Consider the following 14,612-nt stretch of genomic DNA (forward strand, 5'->3'; position numbering starts at 1 on the left):
GATGCGGGTTGCCATTGTCGAGAATACAGCGATCACCCATCACGGGCAGGTGGGCGTGGCCCTGCATGAGGCGGGGGCGCGGATCGGGCTGTACCGGCCCTTTGCCGACGGGCGCTTGCCGGAGCTTGCCGGTTATGACGCGCTGGTGGTGTTTGGGGGCGAGCAAACGGCCTGCGATGACGCGGCGTATCCCTATCTGCCGGTGCTGGCGCAGCGGATGCGGGCGTTTTCCGCGGCGGATCGGGCGGTGCTGGGGATCTGTCTGGGCAGCCAGATTCTAGCGCGCGGCTTCGGGGGGCGCAACATTCTGGGCGCGACCCCCGAATTCGGCTGGTGCGAGGTGGCGTTGACCGCAGCGGCAGCGGATGACCCGGTGCTGGGCGCCCTGCCCCCGGCCTTTGCGGTGTTCCAGTGGCATTCCGACACCTTCACCCTGCCCGACGGGGCGGTGCATCTGGGACGTTCGGGGGCGGTGGCGCATCAGGCCTTTCGGCTGGGCCGGGCAACCTGGGGCACGCAGTTCCATTTCGAGGCGAACCGGCGGGTGGTGGCCGACTGGACGCGCGAATTTCCCGATCTGACCGAGGCGATGCAGCCGGGCTGGGCTGCGGCGCATCCGGGGCTGGCCGAGCGGCTCGGGGTGGAGGCGGATCGGATCGGGCTGGAAATCGCGCGGGGGTTTGTCGCGCAGATCTGAGCGGGGGACGGGAAGAAGGGGGCGCTGCCCCCGGCGCCTTTGGCGCCTCCCCCGGGATATTTTTTCCAAGATGAAGGATCAGGCCTCGGCGGCGTTGGTTTTGGCGGCGAGGCCGCCTTTGGACCAGGCGGTGAGGGTCTTGAGCAGGAGGGCAGGGATGAGGCCCAGGGCGAAGATCAGCAGCACGGTGGCGGTGGCGGCAAAGCCGGTGGCGTAAAGCGCGCTGCAGAAGGCGGCGATCGGGAAGGTGAAGGCGCCCCAGAGCGCCGAGAAGCCGGAGGTGGTGAGCCATGTCACTGCAAAGAGCAGCGTGAGGAACAGGGCGGCGGCAAGGGCAGCGAAGATCAGGGCGAGGAGCGGCTGGTCCAGCGATGCGGCGACGGTGGCAAACAGGCTCGCCGGGGCGAGGTGGATGGCGAGCAGCGGGCGCAGCGGCGCGGGCGGGATGCGGCGGGCGAATTGCGCCAGCGAGACGGCCCAGATCGCCCCAGCCAGCGGGAGTGTGCCATAGAGCAGCGCTTGCGCCAGCGCGGTCAGTCCCAAGGGCGCGGCGCTGAGCGCGCCGATGATGAAGCCCACGAATTGCAGGTGCCAGACCGGCGTGATCTCGCGCGCCTCGCGCGGCAGGCGGAAGAACTGGCGCAACACAAGGGCGGCGAGGCCGGCGTGCAGCGCCAGCCCGGTGTAGAGCATGGCGCGGGCAAGGCTGGGCGCATAGGGCACCACGGCGCTGGCGCAAAGCAGCAGGCCGAGCGTGGCGGCGGCAAGGCCCGCGCGGCCCGGCAGGGTTTTCAGATCCTCGATCACCACGCCGGGGCGGCGGGCGATCTTCACGCCATAGCCGAACACCGCGAAGGCCCAGAGGCCGACGGCGAGGCCCAGCAGCAACTCGCCCGCGGCCACCGGCAGCTCCAGCGCCACCAGTCCGCGCCGCAGCGCAAGGCCAAGGCCCAGCAGCCCCATCAGCACCGGAAACACCGCAGGCGGCATCCGCGCAAACAGTTTCGGCCGGTGCGGCGGAAACTGTGGCGGCGGGAAGGCCTTGGGGCGGGTTTGGCGGGCTTTCTGCGGGTCGGACATGGGAGGCTCCTGCTGCACCGCTTTAGCCGTAGCCGATCTGCGCCCCGGTGCAAGGGGATGGATTGACACAGGGACAGAGATCGAAACGGGGCCCCTTGCCGTTGCCGCCCGTCCGGTCCAGCATCCGGGCGAAACAGCAGGGAGTTTGGGCATGAGTGCCAACAGCTATGACAAGGGGCGGCTGAACCTGCCCTTCGTGGGCATTTCGACCTTCGGCAAGCGCAGCTATCAGCCGGACTGGGATGCGCTGGAGGCGGATGTGGCGATCCTGGGCGCGCCGTTCGACTTTGGCACCCAGTTCCGGGCCGGCGCGCGGTTCGGGCCGCGGGCGGTGCGCGACGCCTCGACCCTGTTCAGCTTTGGCCATGCGGGCGCTTATGACCACGAGGATGATTGCACCTATCTGGGCGCCGATGTGCGCATCGTCGATATCGGCGATGCCGACATCGTGCATACCGATACCGAAACCAGCCACGCCAATATCGAGGCCGGGGTGCGGGCGATCCTGAAGGCGGGGGCGCTGCCGGTGGTGATTGGCGGCGACCATTCGATCAACATCCCCTGCATCCGGGCGTTTGACGACCAGGGCCCGATCCATATCGTACAGATCGACGCGCATCTGGATTTCGTCGATGTGCGCCACGGCGTGCGGCATGGCCATGGCAACCCGATGCGGCGCGCGGCGGAACAGAGCTATGTGACCGGGATCACCGCGCTGGGCATCCGCAATGTCAGCTCCACCACCAAAGAGGGTTATGACGCCGCGCGGGTGATGGGCGACGACATCCTCTCGGTCCGGCAGGTGCGCAAGCTGGGGCCAGAGGGGGTTCTGGCGCGGATTCCGGCGGGGGCGCGGGTCTATGTGACGATCGACATCGACGGCTTCTGCCCCTCGATCGCGCCGGGGACGGGCACGCCGTCGCATGGTGGGTTTCTGTATTACGAGGTGCTGGAGATCCTGCAGGGGCTGGCCCGGGCGCATGACATCGTGGGCGTCGATCTGGTGGAGGTGGCGCCGGATTACGATCACAGCCAATCGACCGCGATCCTTGCGGCACAGGTTCTGCTGAACTTTCTGGGCTTCATCTTCCATGCCCGCTCAACCCGGCAGGATGAGTGAGGCGGGGCCAAGGCTGACCAGCGCCGCCCCGGTGCCAAGCTTGAACCGGGCAAGGCCGGGGGTGGCGCTGTCAACGGCGCCAAGATCGAGCCGGGTGATACCGCGGGCGCGCAGGGCCAGCGCGGCCTGCCAGAGCATGGCACGATGCGCCTGCGCGGCGCGGCCCTGCGCATCGGCAAAGGCGCAGTGATAGCTGGCCTCATTGCCATGGATCAGCACCACGATCCCGGCAGACAGGGGTCCGTCGGGGCGGTATTGCAGGGTCAGCACCTCCCCCGGCCAGGCCTGCAGGAAGGCGGGGGGCAGCGGGCGATAGCCGCGTGCCTGGGCCTGTGCGGCATCGCGGGCGGCAATTTCAGCCATGGCGCGGGCATCGCCTTGGGTGATCCGCGCCGTGGCCTGCCGCAAGCGGGCGCGCCAGTCGCGTGACAGGGCGCGCTGCAGCGCCGCAGGTTCGGGGCGCAGATCCCATTCGGCGTGAAAGCGGTCTGTCATCAGCGGCACCACGCCCGGCCCGCGCAGGGGCGAGGTGGCCAGCGTCAGGCCCGGTTGGCGGGCAAGGCGGCGCAAAAGAGGACGCGAGACCAGCGGCGCGCGGTTGATCAGGCGCAGGCCCCGCCGCTCCAGCATCTGCGCGGCACTGATCTGGCCGCCATGATGCAGCACGGCACGGCGCACCCGGGCGCCCAGCCGGGCCATGGCCTGCCCATAGGCCCAGCTTTGCTGCAGGGGCGCGCGCCCTGCCCCGTCCAGCGCCGCCGCCCAATCTGATTCGTCGGTGATCCAGTCGATGTCCATCCCGCATTAACAGGCCGGAAATCTTTACATGCGATGAAGGCGGCATGGAAAACCTGCCGCCTCCGCCCCGTTTCACGCTCTGGCTGCCGCTGCTGATCGCAGTGGCGCTGTCGGCGCTGTTCCTGCTGGTCCTGTCAGCGGTAGAGCAGCGAGCGGCCGCTGTGGAACAGATGGATCTTCGACGGATCGGCGCTCAGGCTGACCGTGCTGTGGCGCAAGCCGGAATGGATGCCGGGCAGCTTGGCCACGACCTGCGCCGCCTCGCCCTGCCGGGCGAAATAGAGCAGCGTCACCTCCCCCAGCGCCTCGGTGATCTCCACCTGGCCGGTGAACAGCGGGATGCCGGTGCTGGGCACCAGATCCTCTGGCCGCACCCCGAGATTGACCTTCAGGCCCAGATCGACCGAAGTTGTCGGAATATCGGCAAGCGCCTCGCCGCCATTGGCCAGACGGATGCGGGTCTGCGCGCCGGTGGCGGTGATCTCTCCCGGCATCAGGTTCATCGCCGGGCTGCCGATGAATTGCGCCACGAATTCATTCTCGGGCCGCTGATAAAGGTCGAGCGGCGTGCCAACCTGGCTGATCCCGCCCCCTGCCAGCACCACGATGCGGCTGGCCAGCGTCATCGCCTCCACCTGATCATGGGTGACATAGATCATCGTGCTGTCGGGCATCGCCTCTTTCAACTGGGCAATCTCGATCCGGGTGGCGACGCGCAGGGCCGCATCGAGGTTGGAAAGCGGCTCGTCGAACAGATAGACCTTGGGGTCGCGCACGATCGCCCGCCCGATTGCCACGCGCTGCCGCTGGCCCCCCGAAAGGGCCTTGGGCAGACGCTCCAGATAGGGGGTCAGCTGCAGGATGCGCGCGGCTTTTTCGACCGCGGCGTTGATCTCGGCGGCGGATTTCTTCGCGATCTTCAGCGCGAATTCCATGTTCTGCCGCACGGTCATATGGGGGTAGAGCGCATAGCTCTGGAACACCATGGCGATGCCGCGCTGGGCGGGCGGCACATCGTTCATGCGCACGCCGTCGATGGTGAAATCGCCGCCGGTGATCCGCTCCAGCCCCGCGATCATCCGCAGCAGGGTGGATTTGCCACAGCCCGAGGGGCCGACAAAGACGATCAACTCGCCGGTCTTGATGTCGAGGTTGATGTCTTTGAGCACCTTCACATCGCCATAGGCTTTTGCGACATTGCTCAGTTTCAGTTCGGCCATCTTGTCCCTCCCCTATGCCCGGCGTGCGAGGCAGATCTGCCAGGCGTCCAGCGTCACGGTCCCCCCGGTGACCGGCTGACCTCCCAGTTCCGCACCGATGCCCTGCCAGCTCCCCTCCGGCAGGGTCACGGTGATGCAGGTTTCGCCAAGGTTGACGGCGCAGAACAGCACCTCGTCGCCCCGGCGCAGGAATTGCACCACGTCGCCCTCGGCCTGCAATCCTTCCATGCTGCCGTCACGCAAAACGGGATGGGCACGGCGGAAGGCCAGCGCGGCGCGGTAGAATTCCAGCATCGACCCGGCTTCCCCGGCCTGTTCCGACACGGCGAGCGGCAGATGCGGCGCGGTGACCGGCAGCCAGGCTTTGGCGGCGGTGCTGAACCCGCCATGCAGATTGTCGCGCTGCCAGACCATCGGCGTGCGGCAGCCATCGCGGCCCTTGAACTCGGGCCAGAATTCGATGCCGTAAGGATCCTGCAGATCCTCGAACGACAGTTCGGCCTCGGGCAGACCCAGTTCCTCGCCCTGATACAGGCAGATCGAGCCGCGCAAGGCGATCAGCAGCGCGGTATAGGCCTTGGCCCCGGCGTCAGACAGGTGCCAGCGGGTGATGTGGCGCACGGTGTCGTGGTTGGAATAGCTCCAGCACGGCCAGGCATCAGGGGCGGCACGGCCCATGCGGGTGAAGATCTGCGCCACACCCTGCGCGGTCAGCCGGGCGGGTTGCAGCATCTCGAACGGATAGCACATCTGCACCTTGTCGCCGCCCGAGGTATATTCGGCCATGATCTCCAGCCCGCGCTGGGCATCGCCCACCTCGCCCACGGCGGCAGCCCCGTAAGGGCGCAGCACGTCGCGGAATTTCTTCAGGAATTCAAGGTTTTCCGGCTGGTTCTTGTCGAACAGATGCAGCTGGTGGTTATAGGGGTTGACCGCAGGCGCGATGGAATCGTTGCGCAGTTCCTTCGGCAGCGGCGGGTTGGCGCGCAGGTATTTGTCGGCGAAATAGAAGTTGATCGTATCCAGCCGGAACCCATCGACCCCCAGTTTCAGCCAGAACCGCGCGACATCCAGCAGCGCCTCTTGCACCGCCGGTTCGTGGAAGTTCAGATCGGGTTGCGAGGTCAGGAAGTTGTGCAGGTAATACTGCTGCCGCCGCGAGTCCCAGTGCCAGGCCGGGCCGCCGAAGATCGACAGCCAGTTGTTGGGCGGGGTGCCATCGGGCGAAGGGTCGGCCCAGACATACCAGTCGGCCTTGGGGTTGCTGCGGTCCACCCGGCTTTCCTTGAACCAAGGATGCGCGTCAGAGGTATGCGACAGCACGAGGTCGATCATCACCCGCAGGCCAAGGGCATGGGCGGTGGTCACCAGCGTCTCGAAATCGGCCAGCGTGCCGAACATCGGATCGACATCGCAGTAATCGGCCACGTCATAGCCGAAATCCTTCATCGGCGAGGTGAAGAACGGGCTGAGCCAGATCGCATCGGCGCCAAGGCCGGCGATATGCGGCAGGCGCTGCACGATGCCCGCCAGATCGCCGATGCCGTCGGCATTGCTGTCCTGATAGCTGCGCGGGTAGATCTGATAGATCACCGCCCCGCGCCACCAGTTTTCGTCTTTCGTCAGGGTCATTATGCGCCTCTATTTGACGGAGCCGGCCAGCAGGCCGCGCACCAGGTATTTCTGCATGGCGAAGAACACGACCAGCGGCACCGCGATGGAGACGAAGGCCGAGGTTGCAAGGATTTCCCACTCGCCGCCTTTCGAGCCCATCAGCTCGCGCAGCACGCCGGTCATCACCAGTTGATCCTGCGTGTTGCCCAGGAACACGGTCGCCACCAGCAGGTCGTTCCATGTCCAGAGGAACTGGAAAATGGCGAAGCTGGCGAGCGCAGGGAAGCTGAGCGGCAGGATGATCTTGAGGAAAATCTGGAAGTCTGTCGCCCCGTCCACCCGCGCGCTTTCGATGATCTCGCGCGGCAGACCGGCCATGTAATTGCGCAAGAGATAGATGGCGAGAGGCAGGCCAAAACCGCTATGGGCCAACCAGATACCCAGATATTCCTTACCGATTCCGATGGAATTGTGCAGCCGCAACAAAGGGATGAGCGACAGTTGCAGCGGCACGACCAGCAGGCCGACAATGGCGGCGATCAGCAGGGCCCGGCCTGGAAACTCCATCCAGGCCAGCGCATAGGCGGCGAAGGCGGCGATCAGGATCGGGATCACCGTGGCGGGGATCGTCACCGTCATGGTGTTGAGGAAGGCGCGGCCGATGCCTTCGGCGAACAGCACCTTGCTGTAATTGGCGAGGGTGAAGCGCGGCGGGGTCAGCGAGGTGACGAAAAGGCGCGGGCTGCGCCCCTCGAACGCTTTGGGGGCGGTGATGCGGTAATCGCCATTCACCTCGACCTGCGCGGCCATGCCGTCTTTCATCGGCGCGGCGGTGCCGGGCGCGAAGTCGGAGGGCGCGCGCGAGGTGATGCCGAAGGATTGCACCTCGCCCTTGCCGCCGTCGAACACATTGCCCTGCAACACCCAAAGATCACCCTGCTGCACCTGGGTCTGCACATCGGCGGCGCGGTAGACGATGTTTTGTTCCGAACTGAACACCGCACGCCACCAGCCCGAGGCCGCGATCTGATCGGCGTCACGGAAAGATGACACCAGCAGGCCCAGCGTCGGCAACACCCAGAGCAGCACCAGCGCGGCGGTGGCCATGTGTACCGCCCAGACGAGGGAAGATTTGGTTCCGGCGATGTTGTCCATCAGCGCATCTCCTTGCGGGCGTTGCGGATATTCCAGACCATGATCGGCGTGACCATGAGCATGATGACCAGCGCGACAGCCGAGGCGCGCCCGGTATCGTTGCCGCGGAACATCCAGTCGAACATCAGGTTGGCCAACACCTGGGTGCCCCATTGGCCATTGGTCATGGTCAGCACGATGTCGAACACCTTCAGAACGGTGATGGTGATCGTGGTCCAGACCACGGCAATGGTGCCCCAGATCTGCGGCACCTTGATGCGGGCGAAGATCTGCAAGGGCGAGGCGCCGTCCAGAATGGCGGCCTCGATGGTTTCTTCGGGGATGCCGCGCAGCGCGGCGGACAGGATCACCATGGCAAAGCCGGTCTGGATCCAGATCAGCACCACCATCAGCAGGAAGGAATTGGTCGGCTCCACCGTCAGCCAGGCCTGCGGTGTGCCCCCGAAAGCAGAGACAATGGCGTTGAGCGCGCCGACCTCGGTCTGCCCCTCGCCCCGGTAATCATAGATGAACTTCCAGATCACCGACGCGCCGACGAAAGAAATCGCCATGGGCATGAAGATCATCGCCTTGGCAAAGTTGCCCCAGCGGATACGGTCGGTCAGCGCGGCGGCAATCAGGCCAAAGAAGGTGGCAGCGGCAGGCACGACGAGCAGCCAGAGCAGGTTGTTGCCCAGAGATTCGCGGAATTTCGTGTCGTTCAGCAGCCAGGTGTAATTGTCGAAGCCCACCCAGCTTGCCCCCTGCGAGTCCTTGAAGGACAGCACGACCGACACGACGAGCGGATAGACGAGATAGACCGACAGCAGCAGGATCGCCGGCAGCAGGAACAGCCAGGGGCGGATCTGCGCCGCGCGGGAAATGTTGCGCCCGGCCTCGGGGCCGCGGGGCGGCAGGAGCGTGTCGAGCACGAGGTTCGAGACGAAGAAATACCCGACGCAGCCGAAGACGCCGATGATGATGGTGGCCGAAGCCATGAACAGTTGCTGCATCGAAACCCCTCCCCGGGTTCTGGCGGCAGGGGCCCGACCGGCGGTGCCGGGCGGGCCTGCAAGGCTCAGATCACTTGATGGTGTCCCAGGTTTTCTGGATTTCGGCGCCAACCGCAGCGGCCTCTTTGCCCCCTGTGTAGTCGATCATGCCGGTCCAGAAGATACCCGCGCCCACGGCACCCGGCATCAGATCGGAACCGTCAAACCGGAAGGTCGAGGCACCGAGCAGGATTTCACCCATCTTTTTCAGCGTCACATCGCCGTAAACCTCGGTATTGACTCCCTTGTACGGGGTGACAAAGCCGGTCTGCGCCATCCAGACCTCATGCGCGATCGGGGTTTTCAGGAAGTCGATGAAGGCCTTGGCCGCCGGATTGTCGGACATCACGGCGAACATCGTGCCTGCCCCCAGCACCGGCTGGCCCAGATCCTTGCTTGCATAGGCCGGGAAATAGAAGAAATCGGCATCCTGTCCGATTACCGTGCCTTCCGGGAAGAACGAGGGGATGAACGAGGCCTGATGGTGCATGAAACATTGCGGCGGTGAGGCGAACAGGCCCTTCGGGCTGTCGCGGAAGTCGGTGGAGGCGACTGCGCCGGCACCGCCTGCCACGAAAGCGTCATTGCGGGCGAACCAGCCGAATTCATCAATCGCGGCCACGACTTTCGGGTCGTCGAATTTCAGTTCGTTCTTCACCCAGGCGTCGTAATCGGCGGGGGTGTTGATGCGCAGCATCAGGTCTTCGACCCAATCGGTGGCGGGCCAGCCGGTGGCGGCGCCCGAACCCAGACCAATGCACCACGGCACCCCGCCATCGGCGACGATCTGTTCGGTCAGCGCCTTCAGGTCTTCCAGGGTTTCGGGCACCTCATAGCCCGCATCCTCGAAATTCTCGGGCACGAACCAGACCAGCGATTTCACATCGGCCTTGTAGGGAAAGGCATAAAGCGCCTTGGCGCCATCCTTGCCCGGATAGGTGCCCAGATCGGCCCAGCTTTCGCCTGCGGCGTAATTGTCGGTCAGCCATTTCGCTGTATCGTCGCCCAGCGGGCGCAGGAAACCCTTGGCGGCAAGGTCGGCGGCAAGGCCGGGCTGCGGGAAGACCGCGACATCGGGGGGCGAACCGGCCTCGGCGTCGATCACGATCTGCTGTTCGAAACTGTTGGAGCCGGAATAGTTGACCGTCGCGCCCGTCGCCGCCTCGAAATAGGCGATCACGCTTTCGACCAGATCCTTGTCGGGGCCAAGCCAGGGGCCAAGCACGGTCAGCGTCTGGCCCTTGAGGTCAACCGATTTCAGCGCCTCATAGCTGTCCCAGTGAAACCGCGCATCCTCGCCCGGCGCGAATTTCAGGTCCTGCGCCGCGGCGGCACCGCCCAGCAAAGCCAGCACGGCCGCGCTGGCGAAAAGTTTCCGTGTCATTCCCATCCTCCCCGTAATCCTCCGAAGATGCGGGCCGTCGCCCTGCATCCAGTCCCAGCGGGAATCATTTTCAAACCGCTTTGGGTGTTTCAACTATGCGGCGCAGAGGTTGCCTGTCAATGAAACTCTGCACCTTTGCGGCGGCAATCTGTTGTTATGCATGTGCAGAAACAACGTGCGCCTGCGGAAAATCCGCAGTTTCACCTTTGACCTTGCGACATGTCGTCGCTAATCTGACCGCTGATTTGAAACGCTTTGGGCAAAAATATGAACCTCAAGGAGCTTGCGCGCAAACTGGATCTCTCGCCGACCACGGTCAGCCGGGCGCTGAACGGCTACCCCGAGGTCAACGAGGCCACGCGCGAGCGGGTGGCGGCGGCGGCGAAGCGCTACAATTATCAGCCCAACACCCGGGCGATCCGGCTGGCAACCGGGCGGGCCATGGCGGTGGGGCATGTGATCCCGCTGACCACAAGGCACGAGATCGTCAACCCGGTTTTCGCCGATTTCATCGCTGGTGCGGGCGAGGTCTATTCGCGCAACGGCTATGACATGCTGCTGTCGGTGGTGCCCGATGACAACGAGGAACGCGCTTACCGCGAGCTGAAATCGCGCGGCACGGTGGATGGGGTGATCGTGCATGGGCCTCGGCTGGACGACCCGCGCATCGCCCTGCTGACCGAGATGGAGGTGCCTTTCGTGGTGCATGGCCGCGCCACCGGCAGCGCCCTGCCCTATAGCTGGGTCGATGTGAACAACCGCCGCGCCTTTCACCGGGCGACGGAATTCCTGCTCGATCTGGGGCATCGGCGGATCGGGCTGGTGAACGGGCTAGAATTCATGGATTTCGCCATCCGCCGCCGCGCGGGTTATGAACAGGCGCTGGCACAGCGCGGCATCGCGCTCGACCCCGCGATCATGGTCAGCGAAGAGATGACCGAAACCGCGGGGCATCGCACCGTGGCGGCCATGCTGCGCGCGCCCAACCCGCCGACGGCGCTGCTGGTGTCGTCGATGATCATGGCGCTGGGGGCGCGGCGCGCGATCGAGGAAAAGGGCCTGCGGCTGGGGCGCGACGTGTCGGTGATCATCCATGACGACGAATTGAGCTATCTGCGCAACGGCGACGATGTGCCGATCTTCACCGCCACCCGCTCCTCCGTGCGCGAGGCCGGGCGGCAGGCGGCGGATATGCTGCTTTCCCTCATCTCCGGGCGCGAAACCGGGCCGAAAGAGCTGCTTCTGGAAGCAGAGCTGATCATCGGCCAGTCCACCGGCCCCTGCAAAGGCTGACCCATGATCCCGCCGCGTGCCACTTTCCCCGAAGGGTTTCTCTTCGGCACGGCCACCGCCGCCTATCAGATCGAAGGCAGCCGCTTTGGCGGCGCCGGGCCGTCGCATTGGGATACGTTCGCGGCAACGCCGGGCAATGTGGTGCGGGCCGAGGATGGCGCGGTGGCCTGCGACCATTACCACCGCTGGGCCGAGGATCTGGATCTGATCGCTGCGGCAGGGTTCGATGCCTATCGCTTTTCCACCAGTTGGGCGCGGGTGATGCCCGATGGGGCGGTGGTGAACCCCGAAGGGCTGGATTTCTATGACCGGCTGGTGGACGGGATGCTGGCGCGTGGCTTGCAGCCGTTCCTGACGCTGTATCACTGGGACATGCCCGCGACGCTGGCCGATCTGGGCGGCTGGCGCAACCGCGATGTCGCCCTGCGGTTCGCCGATTTCGCCGAGGTGATCGCGCGCCGGATCGGCGACCGGGTGGTCAGCACCGCCACGGTGAACGAGCCGTGGTGCGTGGCCTGGCTATCGCATTTTCTGGGCGCCCATGCGCCGGGCTTGCGCGACATCCGGGCGGCGGCGCGGGCGATGCACCATATCCTGCTGGCCCATGGCGCGGCGGTGGAGCGGTTGCGCGGCCTTGGGCAGAAAAACCTTGGGATCGTGCTGAATTTCGACCATGCCACCCCGGCCTCGGAGGCCCCTGCGGATCAGGCGGCGGCGGCGGTGCAGGATGCGATCTTCAACCGCTGGTTCATCGAAGGCATCACCTGCGGCACCTACCCCGCCGAGGCGCTGGCCGGGCTTGCGCCGCATATGCCCACGGGATGGGAGGCGGATATGGGGCTGATCGGGCAGAAGCTCGACTGGCTGGGGGTGAATTACTACACCCGCCACATCCATGCCGCCGCCCCCGGCGCCCCTTGGCCCGCCACGCGCGAGGTGCCGGGGCCGCTGGCGAAAACCCAGATGGGTTGGGAAGTCTATCCCGAGGGGCTGGAGGGGTTCCTGACCCGGCTGGCGCGCGACCATGTGGGCGATCTGCCGATCTATGTAACCGAAAACGGCATGGCCCATGCCGATGTGCCCGGCGTTGACGACGAAGCCCGCATCCGCTTTGTCGCGCAGCATTTCGCGGCGGCGCAGCGGGCAATTGCGGCGGGCTGCAATCTGCGCGGCTTCTTCTACTGGTCGCTGCTCGACAATTACGAATGGGCAGAGGGATACGAGAAACGCTTCGGTCTGGTGCATGTGGACTTCAAGACCTTTGCAAGAACCCCGAAAGCGTCCTATCACGCGCTGAAACGCGCCTTGGCGCGGAACTGAAACTGGTTGCTCTGGCCCGGCACCGCTTACGCATCTGGAGGACCTGATGAGTGACACCCTTCCCGCGCTGGTGGCGGATATCGGCGGCACCAATACGCGCGTGGCGCTGGCCGATGGCAAGGCGATCCGCGAGGCCAGCATCCGGCGCTTTCGCAATGCCGATTACAACGGGATCGACGAGGTTCTGGCGCGCTACATGGCCGAAGAGGCGGTGGGCGCGCTGGCCGGGGCCTGCGTCGCGGCGGCGGGGCCGCTGCGCCATGGCGCCATCGTGATGACCAATCTGCGCGACAGCGACGACAGCCCCTGGGTGATCGATGCGGATCGGGTGTCGCGGGCCACAGGGGCGGCGCAGGTGGCGATTCTAAACGATCTGCAGGCGCAGGGGCAGGCCCTGGGCTATATCGCGCCGGAAAACCTGCGCCGTGTGGTCGAAGGGCCGATGGAAGACGGCGGCTCGATGCTGGTGGTGGGCTTGGGCACCGGAGTCAATGCGGCGCCGGTGCACAACACGCCTTGGGGCCGGGTGGTGCCGCCTTCGGAATGTGGCCATGTGAACCTGCCCGCGCAATCGGACGAGGATCTGCGGCTGGTGCGCTTTCTGGAGGCGCTGCTGGACCTGCGCGGCGAAGTGGCCCATGCCGGGGTGGAAGAGGCGCTTTCGGGGCGTGGCCTTGCCAATCTGCACGCCTTTGCCGCAGCCGAGGCCGGGCTTGGCAGCACGGCGGCATCGGCGGAAGTGCTGGCCAATCTGGCGGCGGGCGAGGCAACGGCGGGACACGCGGCCCGGCTTTACACCCGGATTCTGGCGCAGACGCTGGGTGATCTGGCGCTGATCCACCTGCCCTATGGCGGGATCTACCTGATCGGCGGCATGTCGCTGGCCATGGCGCCACATTTCGCAAGTTTCGGACTGGAAGCGGGGTTCCGCAAGCCGCGCCGGATTCCGCTGCTGCAAAGCGAATTTGCGGTGACGGTGGTGGCTGATGACTATGCGGCGCTGACCGGCTGTGCGGTCTATCTGGTGAATGGCGGCAAGGGATAAGAAAAGGCCCGCTATGTAGCGGGCCTTGCCTCCGGCGGGGATATTTTTGCCAAGATGAAATCAGGACGCGGCGAGCACGGCGCGTTTGGTCAGCACTTTGGCAAGGTGGGCGCGGTAATCCCCGCTGCCATGCAGATCGGCGATCATGCCCTCGCCCGACAGGCTGAGGCTTTCGAGCGCCGAGGGGGCGAAATTGGCGCTGAGCGCCGCTTCCGCCTCGGCCCAGCGGAACACCCCGTCATTCGAGGCGCCGGTGACCGCGACGCGCACGCCCGAGGGGTATTTCGCCACGAAGACGCCGGTCAGGGCAAAGCGCGAGGCGGGTTGTTCGAACTTCAGATAGGCGGCCTTTTCCGGGATCGGGAAGCGGATCTCGGTGATGATTTCGCCTTCTTCCAGCGCGGTGGCGAACATGCCCTGGAAATAGTCATCTGCGGCGATGCTGCGCTGGTTGGTGACGATGGTCGCCCCCGAAGCCAGAGCGGCGGCGGGGTAGCAGGCGGACGGGTCGTTATTGGCAAGGCTGCCGCCGATGGTGCCGCGATTGCGCACCGCCGGATCGCCGATGCCGCCCGCCAGTTTTGCCAGCGCCGGATAGGCCGCAGCGGCCTCTTTCGCCACAACGGCATGTTGCGTGGCGGCGCCGATATGCAGGCCGCCATCGCCTTTGCACACCCCTTTCATCTCGGCGATGCCGGTCAGGCTGACCAGCATGTCGGGCATGTTCAGGCGCTGCTTCATCGTCGGGATCAGGGTCTGGCCACCGGAGAGCGCTTGCGCGCCCTCCTGCCCCAAGGCAGCCACCGCCTCGGCGATGGTGGAGGGTTTGACGAGTTCGAAATTGTGCATCCTGTC

General features: G+C 65.7%; 13 protein-coding genes. 5 read left to right on the top strand and 8 right to left on the bottom strand.

The features are described from left to right. The first annotated feature begins 1 nt into the window (after nucleotide 1). Nucleotides 2–697, top strand: a complete 696-nt coding sequence (locus BMX43_RS10135) for a type 1 glutamine amidotransferase (RefSeq protein WP_091300971.1) — start codon at nucleotides 2–4, stop codon at nucleotides 695–697. A 78-nt stretch (nucleotides 698–775) separates the two neighbouring features. On the opposite strand, the gene BMX43_RS10140 is transcribed toward BMX43_RS10135, so the two are convergent. Further along, nucleotides 776–1,777, bottom strand: a complete 1,002-nt coding sequence (locus BMX43_RS10140; RefSeq protein WP_091300973.1) for a TDT family transporter — start codon at nucleotides 1,775–1,777, stop codon at nucleotides 776–778. Nucleotides 1,778–1,928: 151 nt separating this feature from the next. Here BMX43_RS10140 and speB point away from each other — a divergent pair, with 151 nt between their 5' ends. Then, nucleotides 1,929–2,897, top strand: a complete 969-nt coding sequence (gene speB, locus BMX43_RS10145) for an agmatinase (RefSeq protein ID WP_091300975.1) — start codon at nucleotides 1,929–1,931, stop codon at nucleotides 2,895–2,897. On the opposite strand, the gene BMX43_RS10150 is transcribed toward speB, so the two are convergent. From BMX43_RS10150 to BMX43_RS10175, 6 genes are all read right to left on the bottom strand, one after another. Continuing rightward, entirely contained in the window at nucleotides 2,877–3,695 is an 819-nt protein-coding gene (locus BMX43_RS10150; RefSeq protein ID WP_091300977.1) for a GNAT family N-acetyltransferase, read from the bottom strand. The genes speB and BMX43_RS10150 overlap by 21 nt on opposite strands. 134 nt (nucleotides 3,696–3,829) lie before the next feature. Beyond that, nucleotides 3,830–4,915, bottom strand: coding sequence for an ABC transporter ATP-binding protein (locus BMX43_RS10155; protein ID WP_091300978.1), 1,086 nt, complete (start codon nucleotides 4,913–4,915; stop codon nucleotides 3,830–3,832). A 12-nt stretch (nucleotides 4,916–4,927) separates the two neighbouring features. After that, nucleotides 4,928–6,547 (bottom strand): alpha-amylase family glycosyl hydrolase, encoded by a 1,620-nt coding sequence (locus tag BMX43_RS10160; RefSeq protein WP_091300980.1) that lies wholly within the window; start codon nucleotides 6,545–6,547, stop codon nucleotides 4,928–4,930. A 9-nt stretch (nucleotides 6,548–6,556) separates the two neighbouring features. Then, a complete protein-coding gene (locus tag BMX43_RS10165) occupies nucleotides 6,557–7,684 on the bottom strand; it encodes a carbohydrate ABC transporter permease (RefSeq protein WP_091300981.1) in 1,128 nt (375 codons plus the stop codon). Continuing rightward, a complete protein-coding gene (locus BMX43_RS10170; RefSeq protein ID WP_091300983.1) occupies nucleotides 7,684–8,676 on the bottom strand; it encodes a carbohydrate ABC transporter permease in 993 nt (330 codons plus the stop codon). The genes BMX43_RS10165 and BMX43_RS10170 overlap by 1 nt, the downstream gene beginning before the upstream one ends. Before the next feature lie 70 nt (nucleotides 8,677–8,746). After that, a complete protein-coding gene (locus tag BMX43_RS10175; RefSeq protein WP_091300985.1) occupies nucleotides 8,747–10,099 on the bottom strand; it encodes an ABC transporter substrate-binding protein in 1,353 nt (450 codons plus the stop codon). 267 nt (nucleotides 10,100–10,366) lie between these two features. On the opposite strand from BMX43_RS10175, the gene BMX43_RS10180 reads away from it, so the two are divergent. Genes BMX43_RS10180 through BMX43_RS10190 form a run of 3 tightly spaced genes read left to right on the top strand, consistent with a single transcriptional unit; the run spans nucleotide 10,367 to nucleotide 13,757 of the window. Then, nucleotides 10,367–11,392, top strand: a complete 1,026-nt coding sequence (locus tag BMX43_RS10180) for a LacI family DNA-binding transcriptional regulator (RefSeq protein WP_091300987.1) — start codon at nucleotides 10,367–10,369, stop codon at nucleotides 11,390–11,392. Nucleotides 11,393–11,395: 3 nt separating this feature from the next. After that, entirely contained in the window at nucleotides 11,396–12,712 is a 1,317-nt protein-coding gene (locus BMX43_RS10185; RefSeq protein WP_091300988.1) for a GH1 family beta-glucosidase, read from the top strand. Nucleotides 12,713–12,758: 46 nt separating this feature from the next. Further along, on the top strand, nucleotides 12,759–13,757 hold the full coding sequence (locus BMX43_RS10190; RefSeq protein WP_091300990.1) for a glucokinase: 999 nt from the start codon (nucleotides 12,759–12,761) through the stop codon (nucleotides 13,755–13,757). A gap of 60 nt (nucleotides 13,758–13,817) precedes the next feature. Here the strand turns inward: BMX43_RS10190 and BMX43_RS10195 are convergent, their stop codons facing one another. Continuing rightward, nucleotides 13,818–14,606 carry an FAD binding domain-containing protein gene (locus BMX43_RS10195; RefSeq protein WP_091300992.1) on the bottom strand — a complete coding sequence of 263 codons (789 nt, stop codon included), beginning with the start codon at nucleotides 14,604–14,606 and terminating at the stop codon, nucleotides 13,818–13,820. Nucleotides 14,607–14,612: the final 6 nt, after the last annotated feature.

The sequence above is a fragment of the Gemmobacter aquatilis genome, from assembly GCF_900110025.1.
In the GTDB taxonomy this organism is placed as follows: Bacteria; Pseudomonadota; Alphaproteobacteria; order Rhodobacterales; family Rhodobacteraceae; genus Gemmobacter; species Gemmobacter aquatilis.

Excerpts from the sequence above, each read along its gene's own strand:
- BMX43_RS10135 (WP_091300971.1), top strand. The coding sequence starts at position 2 with ATGCGGGTTGCCATTGTCGAGAATACAGCGATCACCCATCACGGGCAG.
- BMX43_RS10140 (WP_091300973.1), bottom strand. The coding sequence starts at position 1,777 with ATGTCCGACCCGCAGAAAGCCCGCCAAACCCGCCCCAAGGCCTTCCCG.
- speB (WP_091300975.1), top strand. The coding sequence starts at position 1,929 with ATGAGTGCCAACAGCTATGACAAGGGGCGGCTGAACCTGCCCTTCGTG.
- BMX43_RS10150 (WP_091300977.1), bottom strand. The coding sequence starts at position 3,695 with ATGGACATCGACTGGATCACCGACGAATCAGATTGGGCGGCGGCGCTG.
- BMX43_RS10155 (WP_091300978.1), bottom strand. The coding sequence starts at position 4,915 with ATGGCCGAACTGAAACTGAGCAATGTCGCAAAAGCCTATGGCGATGTG.
- BMX43_RS10160 (WP_091300980.1), bottom strand. The coding sequence starts at position 6,547 with ATGACCCTGACGAAAGACGAAAACTGGTGGCGCGGGGCGGTGATCTAT.
- BMX43_RS10165 (WP_091300981.1), bottom strand. The coding sequence starts at position 7,684 with ATGGACAACATCGCCGGAACCAAATCTTCCCTCGTCTGGGCGGTACAC.
- BMX43_RS10170 (WP_091300983.1), bottom strand. The coding sequence starts at position 8,676 with ATGCAGCAACTGTTCATGGCTTCGGCCACCATCATCATCGGCGTCTTC.
- BMX43_RS10175 (WP_091300985.1), bottom strand. The coding sequence starts at position 10,099 with ATGACACGGAAACTTTTCGCCAGCGCGGCCGTGCTGGCTTTGCTGGGC.
- BMX43_RS10180 (WP_091300987.1), top strand. The coding sequence starts at position 10,367 with ATGAACCTCAAGGAGCTTGCGCGCAAACTGGATCTCTCGCCGACCACG.
- BMX43_RS10185 (WP_091300988.1), top strand. The coding sequence starts at position 11,396 with ATGATCCCGCCGCGTGCCACTTTCCCCGAAGGGTTTCTCTTCGGCACG.
- BMX43_RS10190 (WP_091300990.1), top strand. The coding sequence starts at position 12,759 with ATGAGTGACACCCTTCCCGCGCTGGTGGCGGATATCGGCGGCACCAAT.
- BMX43_RS10195 (WP_091300992.1), bottom strand. The coding sequence starts at position 14,606 with ATGCACAATTTCGAACTCGTCAAACCCTCCACCATCGCCGAGGCGGTG.